Below are 13,656 nucleotides of genomic sequence, written 5' to 3' on the forward strand. Positions count from 1 at the left end.
ATGTAACTATAAAAGTTCCAGTTCAAAAAGCAAAGATCGCGCTTGCTCCTGATTAAGCCTAACAAGATACGCATTGTATAATTTTTCACACCCAGTCATCTTTCTTCCTAACCATGGCTCCAAGGGTAGGGGTGTATCCTTACTTTTTACTTCTAACTCAGTGATAACAAGTCCCTTCAAATAACCTGCAAAGTAATCAACCTCAAAATCCATATGATTCTTATAAGGAATCACGAATCGAGTCTTAGTAATGCATAGTCTTTTAAACAGCTTAGAGATTACCTTTGACCAAAATTGGAAGAGCGACCATTCGTATTCAGGTCTCGATAAACCACCATCTTTTGAAGCAAACTTTACTGTTAGTAGCGATACAGAGTCAGCACCTAAAACTAGATCCCCTTCTCCTCTAACAGAATCAATTGCCTTTTGTAGATCTACTTTCTCCTTGAGCCTGACACGCACTGTAAGCCACTTAGAGTTTACTATGTAGAACTGCTTGATGAAGTAAGAGTCTGACGCCAGATCTAACGGAACTTCTTCCTTTGTTAGCCATTTGTGTTCAATTTCAATTGCCATAATTATACTTTTACTAATGCACCATGTTTGTCATTGTTGTTAACTCTGAAAAACTTGTGATGCTGGTGGATGTTAATGAATAAGACCAAGGTAATCTTTCTTCAGCACCATGAAGTACGTAAACATCTCTTGCAAGAGTGAGGGCATTATTAGATAGAGCCCCAAGATACCAAGGAAGATAGCCATAGGAAAACCAATGCTGAAAAGGTTCATTGATGGAGCACCCTTAGAGATTACACCAAGAGCAATATTCAGTAAGAGCCCAATCATTAAAAATGGTGCGCCTAACAAAACTGCATAAGTAAACGTCTCTCCAAATGTAAAAGCTATCTCGTACCAAATGGTTGGCTTAATGATAAAATCCGTTAATGGAACAATGTCGAAAGTGGACAACATAATATCCAACAAGATAAAGATTCCACCAGCTTCTACGAAAACAAGAGAGAAAAGAAAGTACATTGATGCTGTTACTGCATCTGAGTTAGTGCCACTGTTAGGGTCAACCATTTGAGAGAAACTCAACTGCATCGCACAAGCTATCATTTTACCTGTAAGTCGAACGACCTCTAACGCTAGGAGAACTGTAGTGCCAACTAATGCACCAACTGCAAGGTTCATCACTCCCCATTTGATATGTTCATCTAGAGAGCTACTTGCAGAGGCCATAGTTTGGAGCGTCTCGTTGAGCGATAAGAGGTAAGCCATAATTAAAGCCATTATTAGAACAGCTTTCTTTGGAACCCTTCTTTCTTTGAAGTATGGGCATACTGCAAAGAACCCGAGCATACGGTAGAAGATGAGGTCAAACGCCGACATATTTGCGGCGTTCAAAAGACCGTAAACTTCGCTCATCATAATCTGCTATACCAGAGTTGGGATTGCTGAATAAAGCTCAATGAGGAAGTCACAGATCTTATTCATCAACACAGACCCGAAAGTCATAATGATAAGAAAAAGAGCTGCGAATTTAGGAACTAAACTAAGGCTTTGTTCGTTAATCTGAGTTGCTGCTTGAAATACTGCAACAGCCAAACCAATGATAATTATCGGTGCCATGAAATAAATAGAAATTTCAGCGAGAAGAGTCATCATCTTCTCAACCGACATGTGAAGAATGTCATGATCCATTGTGTTTACCCCATAAAGAATGATTTTGCCAAGGAGTCGACGGTTAGCATCCATCCATCAACTAAAACAAACAGCATTATCTTGATTGGGATTGCGATAATCATAGGACTCATCATCATAAGACCTAGGCTCATAAGGACAGTCGCAACTAGAAGATCAATTAGTACAAAAGGTAGGTAAATCAAGAACCCTATCTTTAGTGCTGTCTGAATTTCAGAAGTTACAAACGAAACTACAACAACTGTAAATGGGATTTCATCTTTTGTTGTATATTCACGTCCACTCATTTCTAGAAACCTTTCTACATGCTCAGTCTTTGCATGATTCAGCATAAAGGTTCTTAAAGGTACTTGAGCTCGTGATACAGCTTCTTCTAGCTGAATTTCACCTGAAAAGTATGGTTGTGCTGCTTCTTGGTGTATCTTTTCTATCACAGGGGTCATGATGAACATTGATACTACAAGAGCCAAGCTAGCCATCACCTTGTTAGTAGGGACATTTTGAAGACCCATAGCTTGCCTAAGCGTGCTGAGTACAATTGCAATCCTAAGGAAAGGGGTCATAACTATGACCATAGTCGGAAGCATTGCAAGTAATGCCATCAATCCTACAGCGGACATAGATGTCGTGTACGACTGTCCTCCAGACGCGTTATCAACAGATGTTAGCAATTCAACACCTTGTGAAAATACGGGGCTAGAGAACAGAGATAGAAAGGAAAGCCCTATTGCTTTTTTCAAACCTTACACCTAAAAAATAAGAATGAACTTTAGCAATAGTACCACAATTTGATGAGTTGTGAGTTAGTGTCGCCTATGCCTCTTCAACTTGGCGTTTTATCGAATCTAGAATTTGAAGCTCAGACTCTTGGATGATCGATAAATCAGAACCACGTGATACAACTCTAATATCTCCCTTGCTAAGTGAACTTATCGCCTTGAAATCAACACCTTGATATTTCTCAGAGCACGAAGAGGCTACTACTTCAAAATCTTCTGCCGACAGTTGAATCTCAACTTTCGTATCTCCCATGCCAATCATGGAAAGAGTTTTACTTATGTGTAGATCTAGCACTTCAGTAGCAAGTTGATCATACAATCCATCTAATAGAGCATTTGCAGCGTTCTTCAAAAAGGCGCTCGCCATTAATTCAAATTCTGAATCAAGATCTAACTTTTGAACAATGAGGTTGCCCTCAAGGCTCTTAATCAATGAATTGAGGTTTTCTTTTTCAATCACAAGTTGCTCTCGCTCCTTGTTATTACCCTCCATAAGCCCCTGAAGATAGGCTTCGTTTTTTGCTGACTCAAGATCATCTTCAGTATACAAGCCTGCTGATATACCAAGAGCTCGCATCTCCATTTCAGAGCTAGATTCATACTCAGTAGTATCCGAGTCGTTTTCAACTTTATTGATAATTTGTTCAAATACATCATCAGCAGATGGTTTGCATTTTTCAGGATTTCCCTGACCCAAGCCGAACTGCTCCAAAGAAAAGCCTGCGATGTTTAATGAGGTCTCCTCTTGAGATGTTGCTGACGAATTATTAATTTTTTTGGTAGCACTAAGGCTTGAGACTTCCGTCTCTTTACGCCACTGGATAGGGCGTGGATTTGTTTCGCACATTTTCTAAATCGTATCCTGAGAAAAATAACTCAAAACTGTTTAGATGAAGAATACAAAATAATGAGCGCATTCGACAGCATCAATTTTATGAACGCGGCACTTCAAGTAAGGGAAGCGCAACTGGCTACAACAGCTGGTAACTTAGCAAACCAAGATACGCCAAATTTTAAAGCAAAAGGCATTGATTTCCAAAATGCCCTTTCAAAGAAATTAGACACTAAAACTGTCGGCTTGATAACTACCGACCCTAGGCACATCCAAGCATCGAGTGTGAACAACGGTATTCAAACACAATTCGTAAACTCTGGAACAATTAGAGCAGATGGTAACACCGTCAATAGCGACCTAGAAAAATTAAAGTTTGCAGAATACGAAGTGCAATACGAAACAGCTCTTACGTTCTCACAGAAGAAAGTAGACAGCTTAAAACGAATGCTGAAGGAGAATAAATAATGTCATTAATTGACTCTATGAACGCTACTGGTATCGCGATGATGGCTCAAGGTCAACGCCTTAACGCAATCAGTTCGAACATTGCAAACTTAGACACAGTTGCAAGCACTCCAGAAGATGCTTTTAAAGCAAAGCTAGTTAAATTTGAAAGCGTAAATATTGGTGGAAGCCAAGGTGTTGTCGTCACAAACATTGTTGAGAGCAAAGCTGCCGCACAACCAATTTTTGCACCAAACAATCCTTATGCCGATGAAAATGGCTACCTATACGGAAGTAACGTAAATCGAGAAGAACAAGTAGCAGATATGATCTCAGCAGAGAAGTCTTATCAGCTGAATGCCCAAATGACATCAAGCTTGAAGTCTTTGGCTCTAAAAACAATTCAAACTATCAGTAAGTAAGAATGAATATGAACGTCGAAAAGACAACACAGAGTGCACCTGCACCAACGGCTACAGCCCAGAACAGTAGTTCGGGTGGAAGCACTGGAAACGGCAATGGTAACGGGGCTTCCACAAGCGAATTAGGCGACCGCTTTATGACGCTTCTGACAGCCCAGCTAACCAACCAAGATCCAACTGAACCTATGGATTCTAGTGAGTTAACAGCTCAAATGGCGCAACTAGCCCAACTTGAACAGGCTGAAAAAACCAATTCTCAATTAGCCAATCTTGGTTCTATTGTTGCGAATGTTGGCAATATAACTTCAATGGGAATAGTTGGTTCTGATGCGCGTATTGCAGTTGATAAGTTCGATTGGAATGCGGCACAAGGTTCTGAGATCAACGGCACAATCATGACCGACGAACAGAACCTTGACCGCGATTACCAAGTGGTAGTCAAAGATGAAGACGGCAACAAAATCAAAACGATTGACGCTAAATTAGAAAATGGAAAGCTAATTTACGGATGGGACGGTACTGATGAAAACGGTAACAAAGTTGATTCAGGCGAGTATCAATTCGAAGTTGGCTACACAAACGAAGATGGTGCGTACGTCAAAGATGATGAAGCTGTTGCTACTGTCGCGAGCAAGATTTCATCCATGCAGTTTTGGCCTATCTCTGAAACTGGTTTGAGCAATGGAATGAGTGTCAAAGATGCCATGATTCTGGAAATCATGGATTCTGGCAGCAACTCTAGTTCAGACACAGTAAAGCCAGAAACCTTGCCAGCTGAATAGTCTGTTTTTAAAAACAGATAACAAAAACTAATATCTTAATAATAAACAAAGAGTACATAGAACATGGATTACACAAAAATTGCACTAAGTGGCATTAATGGTGCCAACCGCGCTATCGGCAATACTTCAAACAACATCGCCAACTCCGAAACTATTGGTTTTAAGCAGACATCAATGCAATTCAGCCAAATGGTTGTTAAAAATGGCGCAAATGGGACAGGCGTTGGCGTTGGTAGTGGCGCAGTAAGCACTAACCACAATGGTGGTAGCATGGTTCCTACAGGTAACGCATTGCATCAAGCTATTTCTGGTGAAGGTTACTTTGTTGTCGAAAATGAAAACGGTGAACAAAGTCTTACCCGTAATGGCGCATTTGAATTTGATAAAGATGGCTACCTTGTTGATGGTTACGGTAACCATGTACAAGGCTTTGGTAGCGGTAGTACAGCACTTCAAGATATCAAGATTGATGAAACTTCATTGCCACCTGTTATCACCGATAGCGGTTCACTAGAAATTAACTTTGGCAATGACATGACTGACCCTACTGACGAGATCGTTACATCCGTTAAGGTCTTCGATTCTCTAGGTGATTCACAAAACCTTAATATCAAGTTCAAAAACTATTCTATTGACCCAGTAACTAGCGAAGCAACGTGGGAAATAGAAGCGTCAGTTGATGGAAAAGCAGTAGCTCTAACGCCAAACACAGTGCACTTCAATGACAAAGGCGAGCTCATCAAAGGAAAAGGTGCTATTGATGGTGATGGTAAGTTCGAATTAAACCTTGGGACTTTGACTCCGGCACTTCCGGGGGTAGGCAAGGTTGAAATGGACATTAGTAAATCTACTGGATACGCAGGAAATACAACCATCAAATCACAGAACAGCAATGGTCGTACATATGCAGAGTACGATGGCTACCAAGTAGAAGCAGATGGCTCTATCGTTTTCTCATACGCTGGTGGGGAAACAAAGGAAGTTGCAACTATTGCAATGGCTAACGTTAAAAACCCTGACGGATTAGTTATGGGTAACAACGGCTACTACTCAGTAGGTATCGCGGCAGGTGATGTTTTCTATGGTAAGTCTGGAGATACAGGCTTCGGGAATATGTATTCTGGTTACCTTGAAGGTTCTAATGTAGATATGACAGCTGAACTAGTGAACCTAATCAGTCTACAAAAGATGTTCCAAAGTAACTCTAAGGTTCTTGGAGTTGCGAAAGAGACTAACAACGCCCTAATGCAGGCTGTGTAAAAATAAAAGGAACCGAATAAGATGAACTCTTCACTCTACACGGTAATGTCGGCTGCTAAGCAGTTTGATCAAATGCAAGCTGTTGCGTCTAACAACATTGCAAACGCAAATACTTCAAACTTTAAAGCAGATCAGGTCTCATTCAAAACTCTTTACCTGAATGGTGGAGAGCAGGCAGGGATGAACGCCTATACCGAGTTGAGTAACGTTGGTATCGATATGCGAACAGGAAATATCGAACACACTAATCGCAGTAACGACATATTGGCGGGTGAAGGGTTGTTTTTTGCTCTTAAAAACGTTGATGGTGACAACGTCATCTCTCGTTCGGTTACAATAAACAAAAATAATGCAGGAATGTTAATTGATGCTTTAGGCAGAAACATACAAGGCATTACCGGAGAAAACATTAATGTAGGCTCATCCCCATTCTGGGTCGATTCTGATGGCTCTGTTAGAGGTGGCTCAACAGGAAAGGAACTATTGGGTCAACTAAAGATGTTTTCGGTCGCAAACGATGGTGCAACTAAAAACGCAAATGGCGAACTTGTACTTTCTGGCGATGAAGTCCCACAACCTACAAAAACCCCGTCTGTATTGGTTGGGTATGTAGAGAGCAGCAATGTGGATTCAATATCGGAAATGACGAAGTTAATGTCAGCACAACGCAATTACGAGATATCTGCAAAAATGATGAAGACGGTCTCTTCGCTAGAGTCATCATCAAATCAACTAATAGGAGGTCGTTAATAAAGTATGAACGCTACATTATACGCAGCAAAAACTGGCCTATCGGCTCAGGACTTAAAGCTAACTTACATTGCAAACAATATTGCCAATGCAGAGTCTACAGCTTACAAAGCCCAACGACCTGAATTCGCAGCTCTAATGAGCAAAAAAGTCCGCGAACCTTCTGCTACAGAAGGAGCCGCAGCTGGTGGCCTACAAATTGGATCAGGTGTTCAAGCTGTTGGTACTGTGACCGATTTCAGTCAAGGCATTGTTCAAGAAACAAAGCGTAAATATGACCTAATGATTCAAGGTGATGGGTTCTTCAAAGTAATCAAAGAAGACGGAAGTGAACTGTACACCCGCAATGGCGCATTCATGGTCAATGAAGATGGCGACCTTGCGACTCACGACAATTACTTATTAGAACCGTCGATAAACATCCCCGATAACGCAACAAGCGTAGAGATTGATCGTAAAGGAAAGGTTCTAGTTCGTTACAGTGATAACCCCGAAGGGGAGGAACTTGGAGAGATCGAATTGTACAAGTTCATTAACCCCAATGGACTTTTACAGCTAGATGGTGGCATGTACGCTGCGACCGAAAGTTCAGGTGATGAAATTGCTGGTATCGGCGATGAAGATGGGTTTGGTTACCTGATGCAAGGTTATCTAGAAGGTTCTAATGTGAATACCATCAATGAGATGGTTGCAATGATCACAGCACAGAGAGCTTATGATAGCTCCTCTAAAGCTCTACAAGCAGCCAATCAGACTCAGCAACAACTTACACAGGTTATCTAATGAAATACGCCCCTAAGCTATTAGGGGTGGCTTTGCTAGCCGCCCTAACTGGATGCTCATCGACGCCAGAAGTCCCAACAGAAAAAGAAGACCTTAAACCATTTGAAGTTGGTGAAATTGAATACAACAGCACCTCACCAGTAAATGGAAGTATCTTCGGCACTGGTCAACAAAACATGCTCATCGGTGTAGGGCATAGATACCAAATTGGAGATCTTGTGATTGTGAATATGGAGGAGGCGATCGACGCTAAAGACTCCATTAACACAAAAACGAAATCTAAAACCCAGAACAAAGCTGGTGCAAACGCAGGGATATCACTATTCGGTGAGCCCAAAATGGATGGTTCAATAAACTACACATCTGACAAGAAAGCCGATGGGTCAGGCAGCACAGCTCAAAGTCATAGTCTATCAGGAAGCATTGCTTGTACTGTAACCAAGGTTTACCCAAATGGAGTCCTTGAGATTAAAGGCACTAAGCAACTAACCCTTGAAAAGGGAACAGAGACGATTGCATTGGTCGGACATATCAAGGAACAAGATATTTCAACAACAAACAACACAATCAACTCATCTCGCATTGCAAACGCAAGGATCTATTACCGTGGTGATGGCTACATCTACGATAAAGCTACGGAAGGTTGGTTTAGTAATTTTGTAACAGGTAAATATTGGCCGTTCTAAGATGAAAATGAAAGTTTTTAAAAACATCAAAAGTGTAGTCCTACTGGTAGCGCTACTTGGATCTACTGCTGCTCACGCAGAACGAGTAGGTGATATGACAAGCATTGCTGGGGCGAGAGATAACCAACTTCAAGGTGTTGGCTTAGTGGTGGGTCTTCCAAACACGGGGGACAGAACCAAATTTACTGCTGAGAACGCAACCACATTGATTCAAAAATACGGAATTAAGGTTCCTAATGATGTCTCATTACGGTCACGAAATGTTGCATTCGTTATGGTTAATGCCACATTGCCACCGTTTGCAAAAAATGGACAAAGGATTGATGTGACCGTTTCTTCAATGGGAGACGCGAAGAGCTTACGTGGTGGAACATTGGTTACATCTTCACTACTTGGCCTAAATGGCAAAACCTATGCTATTACTCAAGGACAAGTATTAGTAGATGGATTTTCAGCCACTGGTCTGGACGGTTCGACACTTGATGTGAACCCATCAGCTGTTGGGCGTATTCCTGAGGGGGCTACTGTTGAGGTTGAACTAGACAACTCATCAATCTTTAACGGTGACCATGTAACACTTAACCTAAATCGTTCGGATTTTGCCGCAGTTAATGCAATTGAAAAGGCGATAAATGAACAATTTGGTAAAGGAACAGCAAAAGCATTTGATGCTGGTTCACTCAAGGTTTTAGCGCCACGCGACCAAAGTTCTCGCATTGAATTTATCACATTGATTCAAAATGTGGACTTCCAAATGCCAGAGCCAGAAGCGAATGTGACTATCAACTCAAGAAGTCAAACTGTGACCTTTACCCAAAATGTAAAATTAAGTCCGATTGCGATTTCTTTAGGCAATATTGTTGTCAACATTAGCGAAAGCCAAGATGTATCGCAGCCTGCGCCTTTGGGTGGAGAAACTGTTGTTGTTCAGAACAGTCAAATTAAAATCGAAAATATGCAGACAAAACTTGCAGTTATCGAACGTAGCGGAACCCTACAAGATCTTGTTACTGCACTTAACGCTGTTGGGGCATCAAACAAAGATATTGCTTCAGTTATTCAACAACTGAAACAAGCAGGGGCGTTGAAAGCCAAGGTCTTTGTGCTGTGATTGAAAACACCACATGCATAGATCACAATGTTTATTGTGGTATTAAGAGTCAGGAAATCAAAACTGACGCTAGAAAAGCTGCTGAGAATTTCTCAGCACTTTTCGTGCAAAAGATGCTTGAACAAAATGGTGTAGATAAAACGAGTCAAAGTTTTATTCAAGACCACACTGACAATATTACTAACCGTATTTTGGCAGAAAAGATGGTTTCTTCGCACAACAACAATATTGTAACCTCAATAGAAAAGGAAATACTGAAGAGATATGAGTGACTTTATATTTACAGTCAAAACAAACCTAAGAGAGACTATTGACCATCTTAGGTATGTAATTAAAAAGACCGAAGAAACTCACGCTGCCGTAATTCAATTTGATCTAGCAAATCAGATTGCCAGAAGTGAAGAGTTGGCTCATATGTCGCACCTTCTTAAGCAGGCAGTCGATAAGCATGTTTCTTTTTTCTGTACTCGTTACGAAAAACACGACAAAGCCACGATTGAACAATGCCTAGCAGAGCACCATGATGACAGGGAGTTGCACGGACTTGTATCAACCTTCCGCGCTTTAAATAGTGACTTTGAGGTAAAACTTGAACGACTTATTGCCAACAACACAGCAGCAAAAGAGCATGTTGACAGCGCCATGGAAGGTTTTGGTGTTGAGAAACAAGACCCAAATAAAAATAAGCGTAAAAACACTTTCTACGGAAGGTAATAATTATAATTAATGCCTATGAACCCATATCAGCGTAATAATACGTGTGATATTGAAAGAAATTTTAGTGAACACAAGAAATATGCAACCGACATCCTAAATGGAGTAATTAGGACGCATGGGTTTCAAGTAGATTTTCACGAAAAAGAAGACCTAATTCAAATTGGACTTATGCATCTACTAGAATGCTACAAGCAATTTGATGAGTCACAAGGAGTGACATTTAAATCATATTCATACAAGCGAATCGCTGGTGGATATATTGATTGGTTTAGGAAGAATTCAAGTATCCCACGTAGACAACAAAAACTTTTTGCAGAATATCGCGAACTACAGGCAAAGTTTTCAAGTGAAAATAAAGAATTATCTTTACAAGAAGCATCCGAAATACTGGGTGTGGACACTGAGAAACTGTCTGCATACCTATTGAGATGGGAGTCTCGAAATGCTGTATCGATAGATGATGAGTCTTCTACAATAACTATCGGTAATCGCTTTACGGATGATCCCGCTGAAATTACAATGGAGGACGATAAAACTGAGGCTGTTAAAGCTGCGATCATGGAACTTAGCGAAAGAGAGCAAATTATTTTGGATTTGTACTTCAATCAAGAACTAAGTTTGAAGTCTATCGGTGATAAATTAGATCTTAGTGAAGGACGAGTTTCTCAGTTGAAAAATCAATTAGTACAAAAGATACGTAACAAAGTTGCGTGTATGGGAGCCGGAAGTTGAAACAACGTATCGATAGCTTACTAGCTAACTGGAGCGAATTTAGCTTAAATAAGAAATTCGCCGTTGCGTTAGCTACAGGGGTGATAGGTGTTGGTGCAACTGCATTAACTGTCAGCCTAACTAGTCCAGACTACACCATCTACATGTCGAACATTGACAACCGCGACATACAAGAAGTTGTAGCAACATTAGACGCAAACAAAATTAACTACAAGATTGGAAGAAACAACACTCTTCTAGTCGACTCCGCGCAACATGATGTAACAAGAGCGGCTTTAGCGCGTGATGGCCTTCCTAGCAAGGGGCATGACGGCTACGCTCTTTTATCTACAGCTACAAACGTCTACACGTCTCAGGTAAAAGAAAACCTCTTCAAGAATCAGATTCTTGAGGAAGAGATGTCGAAACTTATCAATACAATTGATGGGGTTGAATCTAGTAAGATAAAACTTGCTCTTTCTAAGGAGTCTCAGTTTTTAAGAGATACTGATCCTGCGAGTGCAAGTGTGGTACTAACACTAAAGAGAGGCGCTGCGCTATCTAAAGGTCAAATTCACGGGATTATTAATATTGTATCTTCTGGTATCCCTAATTTACCTCCTGAAAATGTCACAATTCTTGACCAAACTGGACGTTTGCTATCTCAAATAGGCGAAGACTATTTCGGAGGAAATCATTTAGACTACCGCCAGTCATACGAGCGCGAACTTAGAAGCAAAATAACAGAAATTGTTGCTCCTATTGTTGGACTTGATTCTTTTCGTGTAAACGTATCAACATCGTTTAATTTTGATCGTGTAGAAAATACAACTGAGACGCCAGTTGATTCAACTGTGATTATCAGTCAACAGAAAGAGACAACCTACGACCAAACTTTAAGTGGAGGAGCGGGTGTACCCGGCGCTCTTTCTAACCAACCCCCTGAACATGCAAAATTCTCGGATAAGCCTGTATCAGCGAACACAGGCTCTGACGAAAACGCAATTGGTCACCAGAAAACCGTAACGAACTATTCAACTGGGCGTTCAATTACCCATACTAAGAATGCATCAGGTAAACTTGAAACGACTTCAGTAGCGATTGTCTTTGATCAGACTGATAAGACTCCTGAGGAAGTAGCGTCAATTTCTCAAAGTATTCAAACCTTAGTATCAGCCTCTCTGACGTTTGTTGAAGGTCGCGATAAGATAACTGTACAAGCAATGAACTTCTACAAAGCTCCAGAAGTTGTGGAGCCAGAACCAGAGTTTTGGGAACATCCGTTATTCAAGCAAGGTATGACAGGTGCGAAATACTTACTGTTTGCCCTTGTACTATTCTTGGCTTGGCGATCGCTTCTAAACCGCATCGCTCCCGTATCTAAGAAGTCAGATGAACTTGAGGAAATTACACCTCCTTCATTTACAGTTACAGCTGAATCTCTTGAAAACAATGATTTGTTCGATTTCCCAAGTGAAGATGAAAGCAACAGAATAGATGAAGACTACAGCACGCAAATGAACAAAGCGTACAAGCTTGTAGATACTGATCCTAACCTTACTCTTGAAGTTATCAAAGGCATGGTTGCTGGACGTGAATATTTACGTACCCACGCCCAAGATGAAGACGAAGAAGAAGATGTTCAAAACGTTAGTGACGAAGATGCCGTGGCAGCAATGATGGCAGAGGCTGGAATTACTCTAGATGAAGATGATGGTGATAAGAAATGAGTAAGATTAACCCCGAAGGCGTCAGAAAAGTAGCGATGCTTGTAAAGATGTTAACACCTCAAATGATGACACCTATCACTAAGCACTTGCCACGTGAAGTAATTGAAGCAATCGACAAGATCGTCGAAGAAGACAAGACTGTTATTAAAACAGAAGGGCTTGAAGTACTTAGGGAGTTCAATGCAATTGGTTCGCTAATTGTAGCCCCTGCACATGAAATGACTCTTCTTGATGAATATGATGAAGCTAAGATGGCGGAGTCACCAAATGCAATCAATAAGAAAGTCCATGTTGGGTTCTACAAGTTGGCTGAACAAAAACCGGATGTTATTTACAGAATCATCAAAGATGAACAGCCAATTTCTCAGGTGGTTGTCTTGAGGCAGTTACCACAGAAAGTCTCTCAAGATGTGTTCACTAACATGTCAACAGATGAACAAGTTGCAATCACGCTAGCTGGTAAAACATCTGGGGACATCAGTGAAGAAATCCTTGAGTCAATCAGCCGTACATTTGAAGCTAAAATCGAGGAAATGCTTTCTGAGAAGAAAACAAACTTCGACATCATCCTTAATCTTGCTTCAACTCTGGACGACATCGGTCTTGAAACTCTTCTTGCAAAATTGCCAGATGATCTTGCGGAAGAAATTAGATCAGCAACGCTTACATTCAAGGATATTCTGGCTCAAACAGACTCTGTACTTCAGCAAGTATTCGGAAACTTTGGTGGTGCTGTTATTGCCGCCGCCATCGTACCTTTCGACGAAGAGTTACGAGAAAGAGTTTTTGCTAACGTAACCGACTCAAAGCGTGAAAACATCGAGTACAGCCTTGGTGAAATTGACCCTAGTAAGAAGAAGCAGATTAATGATGCTCAGAGAGAAATCGTTCTCGAAGCAAAAGCTCTTCAACAAAAAGGGACGATCGAAATCGTTAAATAGG

Annotated in this window: 19 protein-coding genes; 14 read left to right on the plus strand and 5 right to left on the minus strand. The window is 40.9% G+C overall.

Annotated features, from left to right (window positions below; translation table 11 throughout):
• Positions 1-6: 6 nt before the first annotated feature.
• The 4 genes from KJB35_RS21215 to fliP form a co-directional block, all read right to left on the minus strand.
• Positions 7-576, minus strand: coding sequence for a hypothetical protein (locus tag KJB35_RS21215; RefSeq protein ID WP_285469815.1), 570 nt, complete (start codon positions 574-576; stop codon positions 7-9).
• 72 nt (positions 577-648) lie between these two features.
• Positions 649-1,431 (minus strand): flagellar biosynthetic protein FliR, encoded by a 783-nt coding sequence (locus KJB35_RS21220; RefSeq protein WP_285469816.1) that lies wholly within the window; start codon positions 1,429-1,431, stop codon positions 649-651.
• Between the two features lie 6 nt (positions 1,432-1,437).
• Positions 1,438-1,704 (minus strand): flagellar biosynthetic protein FliQ, encoded by a 267-nt coding sequence (locus tag KJB35_RS21225; RefSeq protein ID WP_285469817.1) that lies wholly within the window; start codon positions 1,702-1,704, stop codon positions 1,438-1,440.
• 5 nt (positions 1,705-1,709) lie between these two features.
• On the minus strand, positions 1,710-2,324 hold the full coding sequence (fliP, locus tag KJB35_RS21230) for a flagellar type III secretion system pore protein FliP (RefSeq protein ID WP_306309425.1): 615 nt from the start codon (positions 2,322-2,324) through the stop codon (positions 1,710-1,712).
• Here fliP and KJB35_RS21235 point away from each other — a divergent pair.
• The gene (locus KJB35_RS21235) at positions 2,272-2,457 is read left to right on the plus strand and encodes a hypothetical protein (protein ID WP_285469849.1); all 186 of its coding nucleotides are present in this window, start codon (positions 2,272-2,274) and stop codon (positions 2,455-2,457) included. The genes fliP and KJB35_RS21235 overlap by 53 nt on opposite strands.
• Positions 2,458-2,517: 60 nt before the next feature.
• On the opposite strand, the gene KJB35_RS21240 is transcribed toward KJB35_RS21235, so the two are convergent.
• On the minus strand, positions 2,518-3,330 hold the full coding sequence (locus KJB35_RS21240) for a hypothetical protein (RefSeq protein ID WP_285469818.1): 813 nt from the start codon (positions 3,328-3,330) through the stop codon (positions 2,518-2,520).
• A gap of 60 nt (positions 3,331-3,390) precedes the next feature.
• Here KJB35_RS21240 and flgB point away from each other — a divergent pair, with 60 nt between their 5' ends.
• The 13 genes from flgB (at position 3,391) to KJB35_RS21305 (ending at position 13,655) form a co-directional block, all read left to right on the plus strand.
• Entirely contained in the window at positions 3,391-3,783 is a 393-nt protein-coding gene (gene flgB / locus KJB35_RS21245; protein WP_285469819.1) for a flagellar basal body rod protein FlgB, read from the plus strand.
• On the plus strand, positions 3,783-4,184 hold the full coding sequence (flgC, locus tag KJB35_RS21250) for a flagellar basal body rod protein FlgC (RefSeq protein ID WP_285469820.1): 402 nt from the start codon (positions 3,783-3,785) through the stop codon (positions 4,182-4,184). Before flgB ends, flgC begins: the two co-directional genes overlap by 1 nt.
• Positions 4,185-4,192: 8 nt before the next feature.
• Positions 4,193-4,966 (plus strand): flagellar hook assembly protein FlgD, encoded by a 774-nt coding sequence (locus tag KJB35_RS21255; RefSeq protein WP_285469821.1) that lies wholly within the window; start codon positions 4,193-4,195, stop codon positions 4,964-4,966.
• Positions 4,967-5,029: 63 nt separating this feature from the next.
• Complete coding sequence (locus KJB35_RS21260) at positions 5,030-6,226, plus strand: flagellar hook protein FlgE (protein WP_285469822.1); 1,197 nt, start codon at positions 5,030-5,032, stop codon at positions 6,224-6,226.
• A gap of 21 nt (positions 6,227-6,247) precedes the next feature.
• On the plus strand, positions 6,248-6,976 hold the full coding sequence (locus KJB35_RS21265) for a flagellar basal body rod C-terminal domain-containing protein (RefSeq protein ID WP_285469823.1): 729 nt from the start codon (positions 6,248-6,250) through the stop codon (positions 6,974-6,976).
• A 6-nt stretch (positions 6,977-6,982) separates the two neighbouring features.
• Complete coding sequence (gene flgG, locus KJB35_RS21270) at positions 6,983-7,759, plus strand: flagellar basal-body rod protein FlgG (protein ID WP_285469824.1); 777 nt, start codon at positions 6,983-6,985, stop codon at positions 7,757-7,759.
• Positions 7,759-8,445, plus strand: coding sequence for a flagellar basal body L-ring protein FlgH (locus tag KJB35_RS21275; protein ID WP_285469825.1), 687 nt, complete (start codon positions 7,759-7,761; stop codon positions 8,443-8,445). Before flgG ends, KJB35_RS21275 begins: the two co-directional genes overlap by 1 nt.
• Positions 8,446-8,452: 7 nt before the next feature.
• On the plus strand, positions 8,453-9,556 hold the full coding sequence (locus tag KJB35_RS21280; RefSeq protein ID WP_285469826.1) for a flagellar basal body P-ring protein FlgI: 1,104 nt from the start codon (positions 8,453-8,455) through the stop codon (positions 9,554-9,556).
• Positions 9,553-9,828, plus strand: coding sequence for a hypothetical protein (locus KJB35_RS21285; RefSeq protein ID WP_285469827.1), 276 nt, complete (start codon positions 9,553-9,555; stop codon positions 9,826-9,828). Before KJB35_RS21280 ends, KJB35_RS21285 begins: the two co-directional genes overlap by 4 nt.
• On the plus strand, positions 9,821-10,270 hold the full coding sequence (locus KJB35_RS21290) for a hypothetical protein (protein WP_285469828.1): 450 nt from the start codon (positions 9,821-9,823) through the stop codon (positions 10,268-10,270). The genes KJB35_RS21285 and KJB35_RS21290 overlap by 8 nt, the downstream gene beginning before the upstream one ends.
• Before the next feature lie 12 nt (positions 10,271-10,282).
• Positions 10,283-11,005, plus strand: coding sequence for a sigma-70 family RNA polymerase sigma factor (locus KJB35_RS21295; RefSeq protein WP_285469829.1), 723 nt, complete (start codon positions 10,283-10,285; stop codon positions 11,003-11,005).
• The gene (gene fliF, locus KJB35_RS21300) at positions 11,002-12,714 is read left to right on the plus strand and encodes a flagellar basal-body MS-ring/collar protein FliF (protein ID WP_285469830.1); all 1,713 of its coding nucleotides are present in this window, start codon (positions 11,002-11,004) and stop codon (positions 12,712-12,714) included. Before KJB35_RS21295 ends, fliF begins: the two co-directional genes overlap by 4 nt.
• A complete protein-coding gene (locus KJB35_RS21305; RefSeq protein ID WP_285469831.1) occupies positions 12,711-13,655 on the plus strand; it encodes a FliG C-terminal domain-containing protein in 945 nt (314 codons plus the stop codon). Before fliF ends, KJB35_RS21305 begins: the two co-directional genes overlap by 4 nt.
• The last annotated feature ends 1 nt before the right edge of the window (position 13,656 follow it).

Source organism: Vibrio sp. D431a, assembly GCF_030248655.1.
Classification (GTDB): Bacteria; Pseudomonadota; Gammaproteobacteria; order Enterobacterales; family Vibrionaceae; genus Vibrio; species Vibrio alginolyticus.

What these genes read in the sequence shown, in the direction of transcription:
- KJB35_RS21215 (WP_285469815.1), bottom strand. Translation starts at nt 576, where the DNA reads ATGGCAATTGAAATTGAACACAAATGGCTAACAAAGGAAGAAGTTCCG.
- KJB35_RS21220 (WP_285469816.1), bottom strand. Translation starts at nt 1,431, where the DNA reads ATGATGAGCGAAGTTTACGGTCTTTTGAACGCCGCAAATATGTCGGCG.
- KJB35_RS21225 (WP_285469817.1), bottom strand. Translation starts at nt 1,704, where the DNA reads ATGGATCATGACATTCTTCACATGTCGGTTGAGAAGATGATGACTCTT.
- KJB35_RS21235 (WP_285469849.1), top strand. Translation starts at nt 2,272, where the DNA reads ATGACCATAGTCGGAAGCATTGCAAGTAATGCCATCAATCCTACAGCG.
- fliP (WP_306309425.1), bottom strand. Translation starts at nt 2,324, where the DNA reads ATGTCCGCTGTAGGATTGATGGCATTACTTGCAATGCTTCCGACTATG.
- KJB35_RS21240 (WP_285469818.1), bottom strand. Translation starts at nt 3,330, where the DNA reads ATGTGCGAAACAAATCCACGCCCTATCCAGTGGCGTAAAGAGACGGAA.
- flgB (WP_285469819.1), top strand. Translation starts at nt 3,391, where the DNA reads ATGAGCGCATTCGACAGCATCAATTTTATGAACGCGGCACTTCAAGTA.
- flgC (WP_285469820.1), top strand. Translation starts at nt 3,783, where the DNA reads ATGTCATTAATTGACTCTATGAACGCTACTGGTATCGCGATGATGGCT.
- KJB35_RS21255 (WP_285469821.1), top strand. Translation starts at nt 4,193, where the DNA reads ATGAACGTCGAAAAGACAACACAGAGTGCACCTGCACCAACGGCTACA.
- KJB35_RS21260 (WP_285469822.1), top strand. Translation starts at nt 5,030, where the DNA reads ATGGATTACACAAAAATTGCACTAAGTGGCATTAATGGTGCCAACCGC.
- KJB35_RS21265 (WP_285469823.1), top strand. Translation starts at nt 6,248, where the DNA reads ATGAACTCTTCACTCTACACGGTAATGTCGGCTGCTAAGCAGTTTGAT.
- flgG (WP_285469824.1), top strand. Translation starts at nt 6,983, where the DNA reads ATGAACGCTACATTATACGCAGCAAAAACTGGCCTATCGGCTCAGGAC.
- KJB35_RS21275 (WP_285469825.1), top strand. Translation starts at nt 7,759, where the DNA reads ATGAAATACGCCCCTAAGCTATTAGGGGTGGCTTTGCTAGCCGCCCTA.
- KJB35_RS21280 (WP_285469826.1), top strand. Translation starts at nt 8,453, where the DNA reads ATGAAAGTTTTTAAAAACATCAAAAGTGTAGTCCTACTGGTAGCGCTA.
- KJB35_RS21290 (WP_285469828.1), top strand. Translation starts at nt 9,821, where the DNA reads ATGAGTGACTTTATATTTACAGTCAAAACAAACCTAAGAGAGACTATT.
- KJB35_RS21295 (WP_285469829.1), top strand. Translation starts at nt 10,283, where the DNA reads ATGCCTATGAACCCATATCAGCGTAATAATACGTGTGATATTGAAAGA.
- KJB35_RS21305 (WP_285469831.1), top strand. Translation starts at nt 12,711, where the DNA reads ATGAGTAAGATTAACCCCGAAGGCGTCAGAAAAGTAGCGATGCTTGTA.